The organism is Sinanaerobacter chloroacetimidivorans, assembly GCF_018128545.1.
GTDB classification, from domain to species: Bacteria; Bacillota; Clostridia; order Peptostreptococcales; family Anaerovoracaceae; genus Sinanaerobacter; species Sinanaerobacter chloroacetimidivorans.
In genome coordinates this window covers 35,863-54,587 of record NZ_JAGSND010000006.1, presented here as the reverse complement: position 1 = coordinate 54,587, position 18,725 = coordinate 35,863, and the positions used below count along the sequence as shown (strand labels likewise).

Sequence of the window (18,725 nt, the reverse complement as noted above, 5' to 3'; positions counted from 1 at the left end):
GAAATAACGCTGCTGAAACAACAGCCTCCTGCATAGTTAAAACCGGGCAGGAGGCTTGTTTCTTTATTTTTGCAGTTCCAGTAAACGATTTGCCAGAGATTCATCGCAGATCAGCGTATTGATATATCCTGCTTTGACTGCCGCCAGAGCAGGAGGCGCCTTCATCTCTGAAACACAGATTCCTATCGACCATTTAGGTACTTTTAAAGCTTCTAACGGGGCGGAAATCACATATTTGTTTTCGAGGGGGATTTCCTTGCCGTCAGCATCAAACATGCGGGAAAGCAAATGCCCTACTACGCCTTTTTTTAACAAAGATAATCTGTCTTCTTCGTTCAGATATCCTGCTCTCTGCAACGTAGAGGTGCTGTCGAATAAAGAACCGATGCCGGTTAATACTATATCTGTATGAAGCGCTTTTTTCAGTGTTGTCTGGATCTGAGGTTCTTTTAATAAATAGGAATGAACAATTTCGTTGTCCACAAAAGCCGGGGCGTAAATATTGGAATAGGTGCCTTTTAACTTGGATGAAATTTTCATCGCAAGCTCCAGGCCGTCCAAGGTGGGATTGCCCGTGCCCAGACAGCCGACCATCTGGATGACGTTTATGTTATAGAATTCTCTTGGCTCGATGGCATCGCACAAGTAATTGGTGGCTGGACCCCAGGTAATGCCAATGGTAATATTGTTGTCCAGGATGCTGTTTAAAAAGTGGGCTGCGGCAGTGCTGCATTTCTGCAGTGCGGTATCGATTTCGTGGCTTCCGGAAATAACGATGGCATCCTTTAACTTTAGTGCGGTACGAAGCTCTTTGGATAGTTCCGGATTTTTTTTTATGGGACTGTGAATGATGATTTGCACGATGCCTGCCTCTCTGGCTTCGTCTAAAATTCTGGATACGGTAGGCCTTGAAGTACAGAGGATTTCCGCAATGGCATTTTGGCTTAGCCCCTGATGATAATACAGCTCGGCAGCTCGGATGAGCAAGTCTTCTCTTGTGTCCATGGATTTCGATTACTCCTTTGCTCCTTTGTTAGCTCTCGTACAATTTTGAACCAAATTGACGGTGAACTATGCAAGGAAAATTTGCCCGCCATTTGCTTTTCAAATCGGCAGGACTTTTCAAGAACATTGTATTATATAAATGAACATGTGTAAACCCCAAAATACGAGGAATATAACAAAGTGAAATCAAAGGTTATTTTGAAAAACGTTCAAAATTCAAAGATTGACAAGCATTTAACAAGAGAGGAGTATACTTTTTGTACAGGAAGATCTCTGTTTGTTACAAAAAATGTTGTTCCGGTCGTGATACAAACGTGCTACAATGATGCCAATATGACAGCTAAGAACAATGGAGTGTATGTTTATGTTTGAAAAACAAATTATAATTCAAAATCCCACCGGACTTCATGCAAGGCCGGCAGCTCAGTTAACTGCTCTGTGCAAAGGGTATACAAATAATATCACGATCCTGTTTGGGGAGATGAAAATCAATCCCAAAAGTATCATCGGCCTTTTGTCGGCGGGAGTAAAAAAAGGATCCGAAGTGGTGATTCAGGTAGAAGGGCCTGATGAAGATAAAGTGGGTAATGAAATCGTTGAATTTTTAGAAAACCTGGATGAATAACAAAATGCCCGTAACGATGTGGTGATGGTGGCTTATGGAACTGAATGGAAGAATGGTTAATATTTTGAATGCAATGATCAATTCGTCGGAAAACTCATGGAATGAGATTCCTGTTTCCGATCTGCTTTCTGCGCTCAAAATTACGAAAAGAACCTTCTACTATAATTTTGATAAAATCAGTAAATGGCTGAAGGAAAATGATTTGGGAACCGTCAGTCTCAGTGAAGGCAACTGCTTTGTAAAGTTTCCGAAAAAGGACGAATTAAAGGAGTTGCTTCAGAGCTCCAATACGAATTATTTTATGTCTGCAGAGGAGAGGCATGCTCTGGAAATCCTTTATATCACTTTATCTTCTGAGATTATTACCATTGAACAATTTCAGCAAATGTTTGATGTAAGTAAAAACACCATCCTTGCTGATATAAAAAAACAGAAAGAAAATCTGAAAGAATTCCAGCTTGATATTAAATATTCAGCAAAGCAAGGATATTTTATCGAAGGAGAAGAATTCTCCATACGAAAATTTCTGGGAAACCAGGTCTATAGACTGGGACACATTCAGGCGAAAAAGGATCTCTACCGCTTACTGGATAATGCGCTTTTTGAACTTACCGGAAAGCAGCTGGATTTTCGTGATCGGATCCGGGATGCGATCAGGATCTATGAAACAGATATTGATACCGACCTGGTTCAAAGCTACGTGGAACATGAAGTGCTAATGATTTTCATTGCCTATAAAAGGTGCATGGGGGGAAGGCATTTTACCATAGACGAACAGGAGAAAAAGACCTTGGAAAAGCTTGCAGAGTACAAGGGAGTCCAAAAAATCATCTCCTGTTTGAATGAAAGCTGTGGCTTAAATCTGTGTGAACAGGAATCGTACTATATTACCATCCTGCTGCTGGGGGTAAAGAATTTTGATTTTAACTCAAAGATAGAAGAGGACAGCTATATACGAAACATCACAAAACAATTTATTGCCAATGTAGAGAGAAATGCAAATATAACCATAAAAGACAGGGAACCCTTTATGGCCCGGTTAGTATCTCATATCGGACCCATGTACTACAGAGTTAAATATGATATTAAAATTGAAAACCCCCTTCTGGATGACATTAAGGCGATGTATAAGCAGGCTTTTGAAGTTACTCGCAAGAGCCTTGGAGAAGTGGAAGGGGATTTGAGCGACCTGATTGATGATAATGAAATGGGATACTTGGCCATGTACATAGGCGGAGAACTCAATCAGGTAAAGCGGGAAATAAAAGCAGATCAGAAGAATGGTCAGTCGGTGCTGATTGTTTGCGGTGCGGGAGTAGCTGCTTCTGTGCTGATAAAAAGCCAGCTCATTGAGCTGATTGGAGATCAATTTAATTTTGTGCTCTGTTCCGTTGGAAAGTTAAAGGATAAGAATCTCGCTGAGTATTCGTTGGCGGTATCGACCGTAAGGTTTGATGAACTGCCGGAGCATACGGTATATGTTGGGGCAGTTCTCTCGGAACAGGACAAAAGAAAAATTATTACAGAGCTGAATAAATGCAAGATGAAAGTAATGAATGAATTTACTCTAGGTGATCTGATGAAGATTATATCCGGCAGCTCCGGAGGAAACTTAACCAATGGAGAACTGGAGGAGATCAATTATGAGTTGTGCAGATTCTTTCATACGAGCTAAAAATCTGAAAAGGAGTTGGATTCATGGCTATTGTTTTTAAGGAATTAATAAGATCGTCTATATCCGCAGTTGATAGTGAAGATGTGATTCGCCAGGTTGGGAAAGCACTTTTTGACAATGGGTTTGTAAAAGAAACCTACGTAGATGCGGTGGCTGAAAGAGAAAAAATTTACCCTACGGGTCTCCAGCTGAAAGGTATTGCGGTGGCCATGCCTCATACGGACAGCGCTCACGTGAATAAGCCTGCCATCTGTGTGGCAAAATTAGAAAAACCGGTGGTATTCGCCCATATGGGGGATCCGGATACGCTGGTGGAGGCCGAAATTATCTTCATGATGGCTATCCGCAGTCCTGATGAGCAAATTGACAATTTAAAGAGTGTGCTGAAGGTATTTACCAGCGAGGAAGCGACAAATGAGTTCAGGAATGCCAAGGATGACCAGGAGTTATTTGAAATAGCAGACAAATATCTTAACTAGGAGATTTGAGGCTTTATAAACTACAAAATTATATCATTGAGGGAGGAAACAAAATGAAAAAAGTAAAAATTTTATGTGTATGCGGTTCCGGAACCGTAAGCTCGGCTATGGTAGCTTCCAAGCTGAGAGAACAATTAAAGGAAAAGGGGTTTGACGCAGACACAGTAGAGACGAGCCCAAACGGTATTGAATCTGAAATTTCGGGAACCCATTTCGATTTAATTGCCTGTGTCAGCCCGGTGTATACAGATTATGGAATCCCCAAGGTGAACGCAGTAGGAATGCTGACTGGATTGGGTGAAGAAAAAGTCGTGGATGACTGCGTTGCAATCTTGAAAAATGTTTAATCAATAAGCCGCTTTGGCTTATATGAATTAATAAAAAGTTATATTTAGAGGAGGTATTTTTCATGACAGCAGGTTTTTTTCAAATGCTCAGTAATGTCTTTTCGACATTAGGCGCTGCCGTATTTGTTCCCATCATGCTCTTTATTATTGCTAAGTTTATGGGTGTGAACAATAAAAAGGCTTTTACATCTGCGTTGTTATGTGCGGTAGGTTTGACGGGCTTCAATCTTGTAATTGGAAGCTATAGCGGTGTTATTTCACCGGTAGTAAGTCAAATGGTTGAAAATGCAGGGGTAAATCTCCCGGTGCTGGATACCGGCTGGCAGTCTACTTCAGTTATCGCATATTCCACACAAATCGGACTTATTTTTATTGGTGTTGCAATCTTCTTGCAGATCGCATTGTTCTTTGTAAAGTGGACCAACGTATTTATGGCCAGTGACCTTTGGAATAACTACTCCTTCATGGTTTGGGGCTCTATGCTGTATGCTCTGACAAAAAATATCTGGCTGGCGCTGGCGCTGATGGTTGTACAAAACCTTTACATCTTATTGTTCAGTGAAGTAGCGGCAAAAAGATGGTCGACCTACTACCAATATCCAAATTGTTGTATGACCGCACCTCATCACTTGGAGTCTTTGCCTTTTGCAGTACTTATGAATGTATTGCTTGGCAAGATCGGTTTTAATAAGATCAATCTTAATGCTCAAGAACTGCAGAAGAAATTTGGTATTATGGGAGAGCCCATGTTCATTGGTTTGGTTATCGGTGCTTTGATTGCTATTATTGGTTACTACAATGCGCTTGGCCAGCTTGCTACCTGGGGCGTCATTTCGTCCTCGGCAATTTCCACTGCCGCAGTTATGGCTGTTTTTCCAAAAGTTGCCGGTATCTTTGCTTCTGCTTTCACAACTTTGACAGATGCATACAAGAAAAAGGCTGCTGCAAGCGGACAGGGCAGAGAGTGGTATTTGTCGGTGAATGATGCGGTAGGATATGGTGAACCAAATACGCTGGTAACTGGAATTCTGTTAATCCCCATCATGCTGCTTATCGCTTTTATCCTTCCGGGCAATAAAATTTTACCAATGATTGACCTGGTTGCGCTGCCTTATATGGTAGAAGTATTCGTTGCGGTATCCCACGGAAATATAGCGAAGAGTATCGTTACAGGTGCGGTATGGTTCTCGCTTGGCATGCTTGTCTGCTCCAACCTGGCACCAACTTTTACGGAAGTTGCTGTGAATGCCGGATTTGAGCTGTCTCAGGCAGGAGTTTACATCATCAGTTTCGGAATCATGTGTCATCCGTTTATTGCGGGACTGTTCTATGCATTCTGGACCCAGAACATATTTGTTATCGCAGCGGTAGTTGTTCTGTACTTTGTGCTGTACTTCGTCTTTAAGAAGTATAGAGTACAGATTGTGGACTTCCTTGAAAAAACAAATCAGGATGCTCCTAAACTACAGGCATAAAACACTACAATTACCTGAAATTCGATACCGCTGTTGCTGCAACAACAGCGGTTCGTTTTTGGGAGGCAATTCACACGATTGAAATTGGGAGGTATCGGAATGTTTGAGTATCTTTTAAATAGAAAATTAAAGATCGTCGTGGTGGGTGATGTGTTCGTATCTCCCGAGACTATGGCGGAGGCGGTAAAACAGTCGCCTTTAGAGGCCGGCGAAATCGTATCCTGCTTTTGGGGAAAGGATGACAAGCAAAATTTTACGGAGAGGCAGATCAACATCGAAAGGAACGGCCCGGAGGCGGAAAGTTATGCGGAAGGCCTGGATGAAGCTATCGTAGATGCTGACATTCTCTTTACCCATTTTTCTCCGGTTCCCCGTACGTTAATCGAAAAAGGAAAGAGTTTAAAAGCCATCTTTACCTGCAGGGGCGGTTTGGAGCATATTTGTATCGAGGCTGCCAGCAACAAAAATATACCGGTAGTAAATGTTATCAGAAATGCAGAACCGGTTGCGGATTTTGTTTTGGGATTGATCATTGCACTAACCAGAAATATAGCGGTTTCTCATAGGGGCCTTATGGAAGGAAAGTGGATGAAAAACTTTCCCAACTCAGAGTTTACCACTACGCTGTCCCAGCTGAAGGTAGGACTGGCAGGTGTAGGCAATATTGGGATTGAAATTGCATTGCGCCTGAAAGCTCTGGGGGTAACCGTCATCGCTCATGATGATTATATCTCCAAAGAAAGACTCGAAAAGAACGGGCTCTCGGATATGATGCTGGTTTCTTCCCTTGAAGACTTATTCCGGGAATCCGATGTTGTCAGCTTGCATTTGCGATTGACAGATGATAACCTTAAGATGATCAACAAAAAATATTTTTCTTTTATGAAGCCCACGGCTTATTTTATCAATTCCGCAAGAGGAGGTCTGGTAGATCAGGAGGATCTCATAGAGGCTTTGAAGAGCCGCAGCATTGCGGGAGCGGCTTTGGATGTCTTTGATTCGGAACCTTTAAGCTCGGAATCCGAATTGCTATCGCTGGATAATGTGATACTGACGCCCCATATTGCAGGGCAAACGGTGGACGCCATTCCGAAGGCTCCCTTTATGCTTATGAAAGAAGTTGGGAAGATTATCAATAATGGCGTTACAGATCGTATTGTGAACTACGAAAATATCCTGAATGACAGGTTAAAATAAAAGGAGGAAACAATTATGATAATGGAAAAAGAAAGAGAGATCGTGGTTGCCTATGGCAAAAAGCTGATTGAGACCGGTTTGTCGGTAGGAACCTTTGGAAATCTCAGCGTTTATAATCCAGAATTAAATTTAATGGCAATCAGCCCCAGCGGGATGGACTATTTTGAAACGGAACCTCAGGATGTTGTTGTGCTGACTCCGGATGGTGAACTGATAGATGGAAAACGAAAACCCTCCAGCGAATATGATATGCACCGCATCTTTTATCAAAAAAGGCCTGGTATTCGCGCTGTTGTTCATGCTCATTCCAAATTTGCCACAACATTGGCATGCTTGAACTGGAGCATCGAGCCGCTGCATTATCTGGTTGGATATGCAGGAAAAGATGTTCCCTGCTCCAAATATGTTCAGTTTGGTACGTATGCTTTGGCGGAATCTGCATTGGAAACGATGGGAGACAGATATGCGTGCCTTTTGGGCAATCATGGCTTGCTGGCCTGCGGCGGGGATATGGGCTATGCCTTTGATGTAGCCCAGCAAATAGAATTTGTGGCAGAGCTTTACTACCGTACAAAAGTGGCGGGAAGTCCGGTGCTTTTGAGTGAAGAGCAGATATCCGGCGTACTGGAAGGCTTTAAAACTTATGCAGACAGAAGCCATAAGTAGGTGCGGGAAAGAGAAAGGAAGGTTAAAATGAATCTTTTACAGGGACTTACGGGCGCTTTGGGATGTGCTAAGGGCACGGCTGTTGTAATAGATAATAAAACTGCTGTCGTTGAAAAAAAGACGATCTCCAATGGAGATGATGAAGTGTCAAGATTGAAAGAGGCGAAAGAACGCTACTTTCTTCAACTGGCCGAATTGGAAGATCATGCGAAAAGGGAAGTCGGAGAAAAGGGGGCCGGAATCTTTGCGGCATACCGTGAGATTTTATCTGATGACGTTTTCTTCGATAAAATAATCGATAAAATCAAGGCGGAAAAGGTAAACGCGGAGTATGCAATAGATGTGGAACGGGCAGAAGTGGTTGCTCTGTTCGAGCAGCTGGATGACGAATACCTTCGGGAAAGAGCGACGGACATTACCAATGTGTGTATGGAACTTATCGGAGAAATGCAGGGCGTAAAAAAAGGTATTGCTTTTGATTCTTCCATGGGTCACGAGCTGATTGCGGTGGCAGAGGATCTTACGCCGGCAGATACCATAAAGATGGACAAGACTGTCTTAAAGGGCATTGTTACAGAAACCGGAGGCGTTACTTCCCATACGGTTATACTGGCCAAAACGCTGGGAATTCCGGCTGTTGTGGGACTAAAAGGCGCGATGTCGGAAATCCGAACCGGAGATGAAATCTTAGTTTTTGGAAATGAAGGAAAAGTTGTAATAAACCCTGATGATAAGCAGCTGACGGAGTTTGAAAGCTGCCGGGAATTGGAGAAAAAGAAGAAGAAGCTCTTTGAAACCAAAAAGGGGCTGCCGGCTGTCACGTTAGACGGTAAAATGATTAAAGTCAATGTAAACTCCGGTGACTCGGACAGCATAGCATCCTTTCGATGTGATGAATGTGACGGCATTGGTCTTTTCCGTACGGAATTTATCTATATGGATCATAAGCAATATCCTACGGAAGATGAGCAATTTGAGGTATATCGATCCATGGCGCTGAAAAATCAAGGCAAGGAACTGATTATCAGAACCTTGGACATCGGCGGCGACAAGCAATTGGAATACATGGATCTTCCTAAAGAGAGCAACCCTTTTCTAGGTTACCGTGCTATCCGGATTTGCCTGGATCGGGTGGAAGTATTTAAAACTCAGCTCAGAGCAATATTGCGGGCCGGCGTATTCGGCGATGTAAAAATTATGTTCCCGATGATTGTAAATTTGGAAGAATTGCTAAGGGCAAAAGAAATTTTGGAAGAAACAAAGAAAGATCTTCAAGCGGAAGGAATCGATTTTAAGAAGGATATCCCTGTGGGAATTATGATAGAAACTCCTGCGGCGGTGATGCTGAGCGATAAATTAGCTGAGGAGGTGTCCTTTTTCAGTATCGGATCCAATGACCTCATTCAATACACTACTGCTGCGGATCGGATGAATGAAAGAGTGCAGTCTCTTTATGACAGTTTTAATATTTCTGTACTGAGAAGCATTCAACTGGTCTGTGATAATGCAAAGAAAAATGGCGTGATGGTTGGCATTTGCGGAGAAGCGGCTTCGGAAAGCAAGCTTGTTCCGCTTTGGGTGGCCATGGGGGTAGATGAACTGAGCATGGTGCCCTCCCAGGTGGGTAAAGTGAAATATATGATCGGCAATCTCTCGGCAGCCGAAATGAAAAAGACTCTTGATGATGTACTGAATCTTGGCAGAATTGAAGAAGTGAAAAGCAGACTGGCAGACGTTGAAAAAAAGATTCTGGGTTAGTGCGATACAAAACGGCCGCCGGAAGACCGGCGTGCCAAAATTGTTTTAAAAAGGCGGATGGAAGATATGAGTAAATGTGTATATTGCGGCAAAAAAATAAAAGAGGAAACTTACCTGGCCGGTGCTTCTACCAGGGAATTTCCGGTGTGCAGTAAGGAATGCAAAGAAGATACGGAGCAATATGTCCGGATGGATAAGAAATATAAGCTGTACATGTATCTGGCCATCTTTGTTGCGGCTGTCAGCATTCTCCTGAATCTTGTGCTTTCCAAAGGAATGACTTTGATTTATGTGATGCAGATTCTGGCAGGGTTTGCTTTTTTGTTATTTCCTTATCCGATATCGTCCTTTGAATCCTTTTACAGCTGTCCTATCAGAACGGTAGTGTGGATTTGCAGAGTAATCGGTGTGTTTTTTATCCTTTTTGGGATTTATTTACTGATAGCCCTGTAGGCTCAATTAAAATTCAACGGGAGCATGCTGCGAAATGCGGCTTCCTGTATTCTAAAAAGAGGGTGCATCGCCGAAGCGGATGCACCCTCTTTTTAAATCTATATCGGAAAAATCGTTGGAAAACTCTGATTTGGTCTACGATTCGATACGCTTTACAAGCTCTTTCGGAATGGTAGCGGTTCCTTGTCCGTAGTATTTAAATACATCTACCGCTTGTTGAATTTGTTTGTCGGTTAATTTCTTGGTCTCTCCGCAGGCTCTGGCTGCCAGATAGCATTTTGCGGACTCCTCCATATAAACTGCGGCATACAATGCCTGTTTCAAAGATGTACCTACGGTCATAACACCGTGGTTTGCCAGTATGACTGCCAGGCTGTCGCCCAGATACTTGACGGTATCGATGCCCATATCGATACTTCCCGGAGAACTGAAAGGAGTTACTTTTACGCTGCCTGCAGTGGCATTTGCCAACGTCGTGAGGTCAGCTCTGAATTCATCCTCGATCAGGCTGATGGCGGTGGCATAGGGTTGATGAGTATGAATCACCGCATTCAAATCGGATCTCTGTTGAAAAATGTAAAGGATACCCTCTGTATCGGAGGAAGGTTTTCTCGTCCCTTCGATTACATTTCCCTGTAAATCCATAACAATGACGTCGTCTGCAACCATGTCTTCGTAAATCATTCCGGAAGGAGTGATCAGAATTTCGCCGGTAGGAGTTCGCAGACTGATATTTCCTCCTGAGAGTGCAATTAGACCATATCTGTCTAAGGTGATCCCAGCTTTTATAATCTCTAATTTTTCTTTTTCGAACATCGGGTATAACCTCCAATTATCATTTTCATCTCTTGCTTATTATGATACCATAACCCGGAATCCATAACAATAAATTATTAGAAATATTTCATAAATATTTTACATAATTTCATGTCACTCAAAAGAGAAAAGTATCACGCCTGGCAAAAAAATGATTAAATAATTGTTGATATTCCAATAAAATTTTGATATGTTTCACAAATTTGGCGTTATTTACTGATTTCTTGCATTCTAGATTATATAAAATAATGATGAACAAATGTAATTGTTAGTTAAAATATGTTCAAATATCCTGCAGCAAAGCGGTGATTAAAGTTTCGCTTTCTCATTTTTCCTTGTAGATTCGCTCCAGTCGGTTTCCAAGCCTGCTTAAAATTTCATTGGCTATGGTGCCGGACCAGCCGGCGACCTGTTCGGCAGTAATGACCTCTTCTCCGTCCCGGCCGATAATCGTGGCAATATCACCCTGCCGGACCTCCGGGATTTCGCTGACATCTACTGTGAGTTGATCCATGCAGATTCGCCCTATAATAGGTGCCCGTTTCCCATTTATAAGAACATAGCCTCCTGTCAGATCCCTGGGAACTCCATCTGCGTATCCCACAGATATTCCGGCAATTTTCATAGGCGTTTCGGCAATAAAGGTTCTCCCGTAGCCAAGAGATTCCTTCGGAGACAGCTCTTTTACGATAGATACACGGCTTCGGACGGATAACAAAGGTTTTAAGGACGCATCAAGTCTGGTTCCGGCTTTCTCCTCACTGAGACATCCGTACAGGGCAATTCCCAGACGAGCGTGCGTACATTCAAGCTGCGGATAATTCAGAACTCCGTAGCTGCTTTGAATATGGACTTCGGGGAGGCTGCAGCCTTTTGACAACAAGTAACGGACAACCTGATAAAAATTGCGGATCTGCTTCGTCGTATAGAAAATATCATCTGCGGACAGGCTGTCTGCTGAGCACAGGTGAGTATAGATTCCATGAATGGTAAGATTGTTGAATTTTAGAATTTGGGAAAATCTCTCAAGGTGACCCCAGTCCTCACCTAATCGGTGCATGCCGGTATCCACCTTCAAATGTACATTTATTTTTTGTCCCATTCTGTCTAAGGCTTCAGCATAGGCATAATCCACCACCGTTTGAGTCAGACCGTATTTGTTCAGCTGTTCCGCATCCTCCGGAATTGTATATCCCAGAATAAGAATACTGCCTTTGATTCCGTATTGACGCAATCGAATCCCCTCCTTCAAGGAGGCCACGGCAAAAGAAGTAATTCCGATACGCTGCAGTTCTGCTGCAATTCTGCAATCTCCGTGGCCATATGCATTCGCTTTAACCACCGCCATGATTTTGCATTCCTCGGGCAAAAGTGATTGCAGTTCCTTCACATTATGTTGCAGGCTGGGCAGGTGGATTTCCGACCATGCTCTTCCGGTAGGATCTTCTTCTGCCAGGGCACCTTTTTCAATTGCTCTGGCAGATATCCATAATTTGCGGAAAAAACAGGATAGCAATAGAGAAAGCAGCGCCGTCAGAAGAAAATGGATCAGGCTGTTATTCACCAATAAAGATTGAGTGCCCGTAAATTTTACAATACCTCTGATCAGGACGATACACCAGGGGTGGATCACGTAAACTGCCGCAGCGATGCTGCGCATTTCCGGATGCCCCTTTCCCCTGAGCGCTATCAGAGTCTGAAAGAGGAAGTACATGGAGGGAAGCAGCATCATGTACATGCTGTCGTGCCTCGGATGAGAAAAGGTATGGAGGAGAAACCCTTCCAAAACCATCAGAGACAGAGATATCCATAAGTTTCGAAGACTTACGTTCACAACAGGAGACTCCTTTTTATCCGCCAGTCTTGCGCCAAGAAAGAGGAAAACAGGAGCAAAGAACAATCCGTTTCTTGTATAGTCAAAAAAGTGAAACAGAAACTCATAGAAAGAAGCAATCGGTGCCCATTGGGAGGCGATGCCATAATAACTGTCACCCAGAACACCGATAAGATACAGTGTTAAAACTACAGTCAAAACACCTTTCCCGGAAAGACGGCGAATCAGAAGGATCAGAAGACCGGTGCCCAATAAAACGCCGGGAAAATACCAAAGGTGGTAGAAAGTGCCGTCAAAGACAAGATCCTGCAGGAATCCGGTGAAAGAATCTCCTTCGGAAAAATGACCGGCATAGAAGTTCAGGGGCAGGTATAAAAGAACTGCCAAAGCATATAGTTTGGCGTTCTTCAGGAAAAAGTTCCGGTAAGAAAAGTCCGTCAGCCTCTCCTTGGATAGCAGAAAAAATCCTGTTACCATGAAGAAAAAGGGTACTGCGACTCTTGCCAGAATACCCGTTAAAATCATATCGCCGGTCTCGCTGTAAGAAACTAAAGGAGCGGTGTGGATGGCTACCACAAGGATCGCGGCTGCCATGCGGAACCGGTCCAAGCCGCCGTATTCTTTTTTTGCACTTGTGACCAGCGCTGCTCTGTCTTTTACGGGATCTTCCTTTTTCTTATTCATGCTGCCTGCCTCCAAACTGTTATGATTACGCCATCTACGTTGTTTCCGGAGATCTGCCATAAACCTTCAGGTGCGGAACAAGTGATGCCAGGGCTGTCTCCCAGTCTGAGACAGGAAATCTGAATCCGCGCACCGTTCTCCTCGAAGAATAAAGGATTTTCTCCATACGGGAACCCCATCAGAAAATCGATGTATTCCTCCAGACTGAATTTTTTTTCCTCCATAATTTTAGAGTGGGGGTAACCCACATAGCGGAAGTGCCAGGGTTCCGGCGAAATGCCGGTTATATGCTCCTTTCCGTCTTGATACCGTTGAACAAATCCGAAGTTTGCAGCTTTCTCCCGAAAACGCCTGCAGATTCCCGAGTAGGGAAAATCCGGACAGATCCAATGAATGTCCTCTTGCTTTTTTGCTACATCCACGGCAAGGCCGGTCTGGTGTTCGCTGCAGCCGGGTAATGCAACAAATTGCAATGTAAAAGCTTTACCGTTTTCTGTCATCGAGGTGTCAAAAATAGACTGCTGTTCCCGATGGGAACGGTAACCGCTGACAGGAATGATTTCTTTTTCGCCCTGACAGGCTTTAATTAACTGCGCCAGCATAGCTCCAGCGTGGGATTCCATCATCACCGACGGATATTCATGGGTTACGGAAATGAGATTTCCGGCAGCCTTTTCTTCCTCTTGACGGAGCGGGTAGTTTTTATTGACGAGTATGAGTTTCCCCTGATGAATATTTTCTTTAGTTAGCTGTAACAGTTTCATTTTTCACCGCCATATCAATTAATTGCTCGATTGTTTCCTGAAAATCCATACCAACCATGTGAAGCATGCTGGGATAACGACTGTGTGCAGTGAAGCCGGGTATGGTGTTGATCTCGTTAAAAATCACTTCTCCGGATGGCGTCAGGAATACGTCTACTCGTGCAAATCCCCTGCACTCAAAGAGATGATATAAAAACTTGGCAGTTTCCTTGATCTCCGCGGTCTTTTCTTTGCTGATCCTCGCAGGCAGATGAATTTTGGATGTTTCCAAAGTATACTTTTCAGTAAAATCAAAAAACCCCTTTTGAAGTTCTATTTCATCCAACTCTCCTACCGTTAGTTCCTGATTACCCAGGACGGCGCATCCTACTTCAAAGCCATTGATGGCTTTTTCAACGACGACTTTTTCATCGTGCCGGAAAGCCAGGCAAAGGGCTTCCTCCAAACGACTGCGGCCTTCCACCTTGGTAATACCAAAGGAGGATCCTGATCGCGCCGGTTTCACGAACACCGGATAACCCAATGAGTCTGCAAGAAGCATTGCTTTTTCCGGAGACTCATGCCGCCTCGCGGTAAAAAAAGGAGGCGTTTTGATGCCGGATGCCTCCGCGATGACATGCGCCAGATCCTTGTCCATACAAAGAGCAGAGCTTAATGTGCCGCAACCCACAAAAGGGATCCCCGACAGCTCCAGCAATCCCTGGAGGGTGCCATCCTCGCCGTTTTTCCCGTGCAATACCGGAAATGCGGCATCGATGTAGATTTGCTCTACTTTTGTATCGGAAAATTGCAGGATACCATGCACTTCTTTGCTGGGGGAAATGACTGCCGGCGTACAATACTTAGGATTATGCCAGGTATCTTTTGAAATCTTTTCCGCCGGCCCCTGAAACCTCAGCCAGCTGCCTTCCCTGGTAATCCCGAGCAGGATGGGATCGTATTTCTCCCTGTTGATATGATTCACCACTGCCGAAGCGGATTGAAGGGATACCTGATATTCTGTAGAACAACCCCCAAACAGTATTGCGATCTTTTTCTTCATAAAGCACTTCTCCTTTACAGTTGATCTATCCTTGGGCACCATACCCGTAAGGTTTTTATCTGAAAAGCAGTTTTGCCAATCAAAAAGCACTGCCTTTCAGTCATTTCTATTTTACTGAATAAAGCAGTGCCTTTTCTTTCGCTTTCCTTAAGAATTCCTGCGGATTTCCTGATAAATTTCTTACGATTTTCCTACAAAGAGATTCTCTAAATCCCAATAGGCAGCCGAATGGTAAATTCAATGAGTTCGTCGCTGCTGGCCGCTGTTATGGTGCCCTTGTGAAGCTCTATAATTTCCCTGGCAATGGCAAGGCCCAGCCCTGCGCCTCCCGTTTCAGAGCTTCTGGCTGTGTCCAGCCGGTAAAATTGATCGAAGATATGCTCCAATTTATGCGCAGGTATGGTATCTCCATGGTTCCGAAACTTCATGAGCAAATCATTTCCTTCCGTTCTCACATCGATTTCGATTACGCTGTTTACAAAGCTGTAGCTGATGGAATTTCGAATCAGGTTGTCGAATACCCGCTCCAGTTTCCTGCCATCCGCTCGGATAATGATTTCTTCTGAAGTCTTCAAACTGCATGTCAGATTCTTGTCTTTCATCATGGGTTTAAACTCGTCTGAAATTTGCTCCAGCATGCGTGTCAGATTCAACTTTGACGTCTCCAAAGTAAGATCCTTTAAATTAAATCTGGTAATTTCAAAAAATTCATTGATAAGATCTTCCAGACGCTCCGCTTTGTCCAAAGAAACGGCAAGATATTTTTCTCTGAGTTCTTCCGAAATCCTTTGTTCCTCCTTGAGTAACGTCAAATATCCGATGACAGAGGTAAGAGGCGTCTTTAAATCATGGGCCAGGTAAACCACCAGATCGTTCTTCCTTTGCTCGGCTTCCTTCGCCAGCTGCTGGTTTCTCAAATTGTTATATTTAATCTGATTTAATCTGTCCTCTACATCCTTTAATTCTCCGGAGAGCTTCATTAAATCAGATTCTGATTCAAACAAGCCGTCAATGGCATTGGTCATCTCTGCAATATAGCCAATGGCAATTTTAAAAAACCGCAGTGTGATGAAGAGGAAACCAATTCCCCAGACAATAATAAAAAAGATATATCGCTGATTGTCAACTACATTCAAGACCCGATACATAAGGTCAAAAGGATTTATCCAGATAATCAGGTTGTGTCCTGCATATATTCCCAACAGGAAAACGATAATCAATACTGCAGTAAACAACACCACCGACAGGCAGAAGCGCAGGAACAGCCTCAGTGTTAACTTATTCTGAAAGCTTTTTTCACCGATCCATTTCAATTTGATACCCTACCCCCCATACTGTTTTTATGAATTTTGGCTTTCTGGGCGGCTCCTTCATCTTTTCACGGAGTCTTCCGATATGTGCCATAACGGTATTATTGTTATCCAGATACGTTTCTCCCCATACGGCTTCGAAAAGTTCTTCTGATGAAACCACCCGTCCCTTGTTCTCGCAGAGATACCAGAGAATGGAGAACTCGATCGGGGTCAGCTGCAAGGGCTTTCCATAAAGGCTGCACTTGTGTGTTTCCTTATTGATGGTCAGCCCTCGAAAATCATATTCGCCGGCCTCCTGAAGCTTGTCCGGTACGGATTCCGGAAGATTGTAGCGCGTGTATCTCCTGAGCTGCGCTTTTACCCTTGCCATCAATTCCATAGGATTAAAAGGTTTGGTGACATAATCGTCCGCACCTATGGTAAGGCCCGTAATTTTATCCATATCTTCAACCTTTGCCGTAAGCATGATAACCGGATAATGATACTGTTCCCGGATTTTCAGGCAGATTGAAAATCCGTCGGTATCCGGGAGCATTACATCCAGGATCGCTAAATCCAGTTTGGTGGTCCGGATACAATCCAAAGCCTCCCCGGAAGTATAAAATTTATAGACAGTAAATCCCTCGTTTAGAAGGTACCATTCCACCAGATCTGCGATTTCCTTTTCGTCATCCAGCACTAAAACAGACTTATTCATCCCAGCAGCTCCTTCACTTCCTTATCCTTCTGGAAGAGTACACAGCCCCCTTCGTGTTCCTGCTGCAGCAGACCTGATTCTGCCAGTTTTTGAAAGAATGGAGAGGACAGGACTTCCAACAATGCAGCATCTTTCAGATTCGTTTCGGAGTAGGGCGAGAACGGGCAAGGTTCCGCACCGCCGCCGGCGTTGATATGAAAAAATCCTCTTCCTGCTGCAAGACAGCCTCCGCTGTATTTCTCATCACCCGGAAATGAGAGAAATACCATCTCGGGATGTCTTTGGCGCAGGTGAGCCACGTCACGATCAATCGCATCCGATTCTTCCCGGCTGAGAACCAGTCCTTTGCTGACACCATCTACAGGTACATATTCTACAAAAAATACCGTCTTGCAGCCCTGGCGTTTCAAACTTTCAATAAAATCATCCCGGGTGACAAGGCTGTTGTTGGCAGCGGTGACGGTAATAGAGACTCCGAAAAAGATTCCTTTCTTTTTAAATTGCTCCATAACCTTCAGCAGGACTTGGTAGATACCGGAGCCCCTTCTGGCATCCGTTTCTGCTTCCCCGCCTTCCAGGCTCAAAATCGGCACCAGATTTCTTTTTTTATCAAAAAGAAGAAGCTCTTCACTTCCAATCATGGTTCCGTTGGTAAATATGGGGAAAATGATGCTGCTGCATTCCCCGGCACAACGGATCACCTCTTTCTGCATCATCGGCTCCCCGCCGGCAAGGAGGATAAAGGATACGCCTATCTGTTTTGCCTCCTGAAAGATACGGCGCCAATGATCGGGAGTCAGGCAGCAAGGATCCTCTAAAGCGGAATGAGAAGGGCATGCCCGGGCATAGCAGCCTTTGCAGGACAAATTGCAGTTTGTTGTAATGCTTGCAATAAGGAAGGGAGGAATGTGCTTTCCTTCCTTTTCGTACTTTACTCTTATTTTTTCCGCTTTTTTGCTCTCCAGGAGATATTTAAAAAGGAAAGCAGACTCCTTCGGGTTCTGTATAGATGCCCTGGCTGCACTGTGAATGATACTTTGTATAGACTGACTCATATATTCGGCCAGTTGAAAATCAGATTGCATGGTGTTTTCCTCCTAAAAATATGGATATCTGCATTCGTATCAGCTTATCCCGGGTCTCTTTGATCTGTATATTTTCACCGGTGTATTTTTGAAATTCCTCCGCCCTCAGAAAAATCAGCTGAAGAAAGGATACGATTTCGTAGGCTATGATTTTCAGTTCCGTTTCACTTTTTCCGTCTTGAAAATACTCTTTCAAGGTCGGAATCAAATAATAGGGAAGTGATATTTGATTTTTTGTCAGTTCATATTGGATGGAAATCTTTGTAAATTTGGAATATTTCATCACCATGTCGCTGAGTGCGATAAGCATCTTTTCCAGTTTCTCTTTTGGCGGAAGGGAGTCATCCATCATATCCTTCCACCGGTCTGCAGTATTTTGGACGATCTCTCCGATGGCCTGGTTGATGAGGTCGTCCTTGGATTTATAATGATAGTTGATCAAAGCCAGATTTGCATTGGCTTGGGCAGCGATTTGCCTTGCAGTAATGGTCTCCGGCTGATCTGCCTCTTTTAACAGCTGTTTGGCGGCCTGGAGCAGCCGATTTTTTATTTCTTCATTTTTCATCATATGACTCCGTCTTCTCATTATGTAGGAAATATCGCATTGATTCCGTCATTTCCACATTCTTTATTCATGGTTATTAAACATGTATTAAACGTGTTTAATTTTATGCCGGAGCCCTGCCGTTGTCAAGATAAAAATTTATTTTTTTATAATAAATTATAAAACAGGGGAACAAGCAGGTGAAATAGGATTGACTTATATGCAAATAAGTTTTATAATCCAGACATAATGATGTCATTAGGAGG

At 43.6% G+C, this 18,725-nt stretch carries 17 protein-coding genes and 2 pseudogenes; 9 read left to right on the top strand and 10 right to left on the bottom strand.

The window, feature by feature from the left end; translation table 11 throughout:
• Positions 1–63 precede the first annotated feature (63 nt).
• Positions 64–1,005 (bottom strand): sugar-binding transcriptional regulator, encoded by a 942-nt coding sequence (locus KCX82_RS10320; RefSeq protein WP_227018385.1) that lies wholly within the window; start codon positions 1,003–1,005, stop codon positions 64–66.
• A gap of 364 nt (positions 1,006–1,369) precedes the next feature.
• Here KCX82_RS10320 and KCX82_RS10315 point away from each other — a divergent pair, with 364 nt between their 5' ends.
• From KCX82_RS10315 to KCX82_RS10275, 9 genes are all read left to right on the top strand, one after another.
• The gene (locus KCX82_RS10315; protein WP_227018384.1) at positions 1,370–1,630 is read left to right on the top strand and encodes an HPr family phosphocarrier protein; all 261 of its coding nucleotides are present in this window, start codon (positions 1,370–1,372) and stop codon (positions 1,628–1,630) included.
• Positions 1,631–1,664: 34 nt separating this feature from the next.
• A complete protein-coding gene (locus KCX82_RS10310; protein ID WP_227018383.1) occupies positions 1,665–3,305 on the top strand; it encodes a BglG family transcription antiterminator in 1,641 nt (546 codons plus the stop codon).
• Between the two features lie 23 nt (positions 3,306–3,328).
• On the top strand, positions 3,329–3,784 hold the full coding sequence (locus tag KCX82_RS10305) for a PTS sugar transporter subunit IIA (protein WP_227018382.1): 456 nt from the start codon (positions 3,329–3,331) through the stop codon (positions 3,782–3,784).
• 53 nt (positions 3,785–3,837) lie between these two features.
• A complete protein-coding gene (locus KCX82_RS10300; RefSeq protein WP_227018381.1) occupies positions 3,838–4,131 on the top strand; it encodes a PTS sugar transporter subunit IIB in 294 nt (97 codons plus the stop codon).
• A gap of 62 nt (positions 4,132–4,193) precedes the next feature.
• Entirely contained in the window at positions 4,194–5,606 is a 1,413-nt protein-coding gene (locus tag KCX82_RS10295) for a PTS galactitol transporter subunit IIC (protein WP_227018380.1), read from the top strand.
• A 99-nt stretch (positions 5,607–5,705) separates the two neighbouring features.
• Positions 5,706–6,803 carry a 2-hydroxyacid dehydrogenase gene (locus KCX82_RS10290; protein WP_227018379.1) on the top strand — a complete coding sequence of 366 codons (1,098 nt, stop codon included), beginning with the start codon at positions 5,706–5,708 and terminating at the stop codon, positions 6,801–6,803.
• Positions 6,804–6,818: 15 nt separating this feature from the next.
• Positions 6,819–7,469, top strand: a complete 651-nt coding sequence (locus KCX82_RS10285; RefSeq protein WP_227018378.1) for an L-fuculose-phosphate aldolase — start codon at positions 6,819–6,821, stop codon at positions 7,467–7,469.
• Positions 7,470–7,496: 27 nt separating this feature from the next.
• Positions 7,497–9,227, top strand: coding sequence for a phosphoenolpyruvate--protein phosphotransferase (gene ptsP / locus KCX82_RS10280; protein ID WP_227018377.1), 1,731 nt, complete (start codon positions 7,497–7,499; stop codon positions 9,225–9,227).
• Between the two features lie 66 nt (positions 9,228–9,293).
• Positions 9,294–9,680: a hypothetical protein gene (locus tag KCX82_RS10275; protein WP_227018376.1), complete on the top strand. Its 387-nt coding sequence runs from the start codon at positions 9,294–9,296 to the stop codon at positions 9,678–9,680.
• Positions 9,681–9,815: 135 nt separating this feature from the next.
• Here KCX82_RS10275 and KCX82_RS10270 read toward each other — a convergent pair whose 3' ends face one another.
• The 9 genes and pseudogenes from KCX82_RS10270 to KCX82_RS10235 all read right to left on the bottom strand — a co-directional run bounded on the left by KCX82_RS10270 (position 9,816) and on the right by KCX82_RS10235 (position 18,483).
• On the bottom strand, positions 9,816–10,496 hold the full coding sequence (locus tag KCX82_RS10270) for a class II aldolase/adducin family protein (protein ID WP_227018375.1): 681 nt from the start codon (positions 10,494–10,496) through the stop codon (positions 9,816–9,818).
• A gap of 325 nt (positions 10,497–10,821) precedes the next feature.
• On the bottom strand, positions 10,822–13,014 hold the full coding sequence (gene vanT / locus KCX82_RS10265; protein ID WP_227018374.1) for a serine racemase VanT catalytic subunit: 2,193 nt from the start codon (positions 13,012–13,014) through the stop codon (positions 10,822–10,824).
• A gap of 178 nt (positions 13,015–13,192) precedes the next feature.
• Positions 13,193–13,304, bottom strand: a pseudogene (locus KCX82_RS23370) (D-alanyl-D-alanine carboxypeptidase family protein); the annotation flags it as partial.
• Positions 13,305–13,316: 12 nt separating this feature from the next.
• Positions 13,317–13,616, bottom strand: a pseudogene (locus KCX82_RS23365) (D-alanyl-D-alanine carboxypeptidase family protein); the annotation flags it as partial.
• Positions 13,617–13,755: 139 nt separating this feature from the next.
• Entirely contained in the window at positions 13,756–14,820 is a 1,065-nt protein-coding gene (gene vanG, locus KCX82_RS10255; protein WP_227018372.1) for a D-alanine--D-serine ligase VanG, read from the bottom strand.
• 206 nt (positions 14,821–15,026) lie between these two features.
• On the bottom strand, positions 15,027–16,124 hold the full coding sequence (locus tag KCX82_RS10250; RefSeq protein ID WP_227018554.1) for a sensor histidine kinase: 1,098 nt from the start codon (positions 16,122–16,124) through the stop codon (positions 15,027–15,029).
• Positions 16,117–16,830: a VanR-ABDEGLN family response regulator transcription factor gene (gene vanR, locus KCX82_RS10245; protein WP_227018371.1), complete on the bottom strand. Its 714-nt coding sequence runs from the start codon at positions 16,828–16,830 to the stop codon at positions 16,117–16,119. Before vanR ends, KCX82_RS10250 begins: the two co-directional genes overlap by 8 nt.
• Positions 16,827–17,915, bottom strand: coding sequence for a radical SAM/SPASM domain-containing protein (locus KCX82_RS10240; RefSeq protein ID WP_227018370.1), 1,089 nt, complete (start codon positions 17,913–17,915; stop codon positions 16,827–16,829). The genes vanR and KCX82_RS10240 overlap by 4 nt, the downstream gene beginning before the upstream one ends.
• Positions 17,905–18,483 carry a TetR/AcrR family transcriptional regulator gene (locus KCX82_RS10235; RefSeq protein WP_227018369.1) on the bottom strand — a complete coding sequence of 193 codons (579 nt, stop codon included), beginning with the start codon at positions 18,481–18,483 and terminating at the stop codon, positions 17,905–17,907. Before KCX82_RS10235 ends, KCX82_RS10240 begins: the two co-directional genes overlap by 11 nt.
• Between the last annotated feature and the right edge of the window lie 242 nt (positions 18,484–18,725).

Excerpts from the sequence above, each read along its gene's own strand:
- KCX82_RS10285 (WP_227018378.1), top strand. The coding sequence starts at position 6,819 with ATGATAATGGAAAAAGAAAGAGAGATCGTGGTTGCCTATGGCAAAAAG.
- KCX82_RS10275 (WP_227018376.1), top strand. The coding sequence starts at position 9,294 with ATGAGTAAATGTGTATATTGCGGCAAAAAAATAAAAGAGGAAACTTAC.
- vanR (WP_227018371.1), bottom strand. The coding sequence starts at position 16,830 with ATGAATAAGTCTGTTTTAGTGCTGGATGACGAAAAGGAAATCGCAGAT.
- ptsP (WP_227018377.1), top strand. The coding sequence starts at position 7,497 with ATGAATCTTTTACAGGGACTTACGGGCGCTTTGGGATGTGCTAAGGGC.
- KCX82_RS10270 (WP_227018375.1), bottom strand. The coding sequence starts at position 10,496 with ATGTTCGAAAAAGAAAAATTAGAGATTATAAAAGCTGGGATCACCTTA.
- KCX82_RS10235 (WP_227018369.1), bottom strand. The coding sequence starts at position 18,483 with ATGATGAAAAATGAAGAAATAAAAAATCGGCTGCTCCAGGCCGCCAAA.
- KCX82_RS10320 (WP_227018385.1), bottom strand. The coding sequence starts at position 1,005 with ATGGACACAAGAGAAGACTTGCTCATCCGAGCTGCCGAGCTGTATTAT.
- vanG (WP_227018372.1), bottom strand. The coding sequence starts at position 14,820 with ATGAAGAAAAAGATCGCAATACTGTTTGGGGGTTGTTCTACAGAATAT.
- KCX82_RS10315 (WP_227018384.1), top strand. The coding sequence starts at position 1,370 with ATGTTTGAAAAACAAATTATAATTCAAAATCCCACCGGACTTCATGCA.
- KCX82_RS10300 (WP_227018381.1), top strand. The coding sequence starts at position 3,838 with ATGAAAAAAGTAAAAATTTTATGTGTATGCGGTTCCGGAACCGTAAGC.
- KCX82_RS10290 (WP_227018379.1), top strand. The coding sequence starts at position 5,706 with ATGTTTGAGTATCTTTTAAATAGAAAATTAAAGATCGTCGTGGTGGGT.
- KCX82_RS10240 (WP_227018370.1), bottom strand. The coding sequence starts at position 17,915 with ATGCAATCTGATTTTCAACTGGCCGAATATATGAGTCAGTCTATACAA.
- KCX82_RS10305 (WP_227018382.1), top strand. The coding sequence starts at position 3,329 with ATGGCTATTGTTTTTAAGGAATTAATAAGATCGTCTATATCCGCAGTT.
- KCX82_RS10295 (WP_227018380.1), top strand. The coding sequence starts at position 4,194 with ATGACAGCAGGTTTTTTTCAAATGCTCAGTAATGTCTTTTCGACATTA.
- KCX82_RS10310 (WP_227018383.1), top strand. The coding sequence starts at position 1,665 with ATGGAACTGAATGGAAGAATGGTTAATATTTTGAATGCAATGATCAAT.
- vanT (WP_227018374.1), bottom strand. The coding sequence starts at position 13,014 with ATGAATAAGAAAAAGGAAGATCCCGTAAAAGACAGAGCAGCGCTGGTC.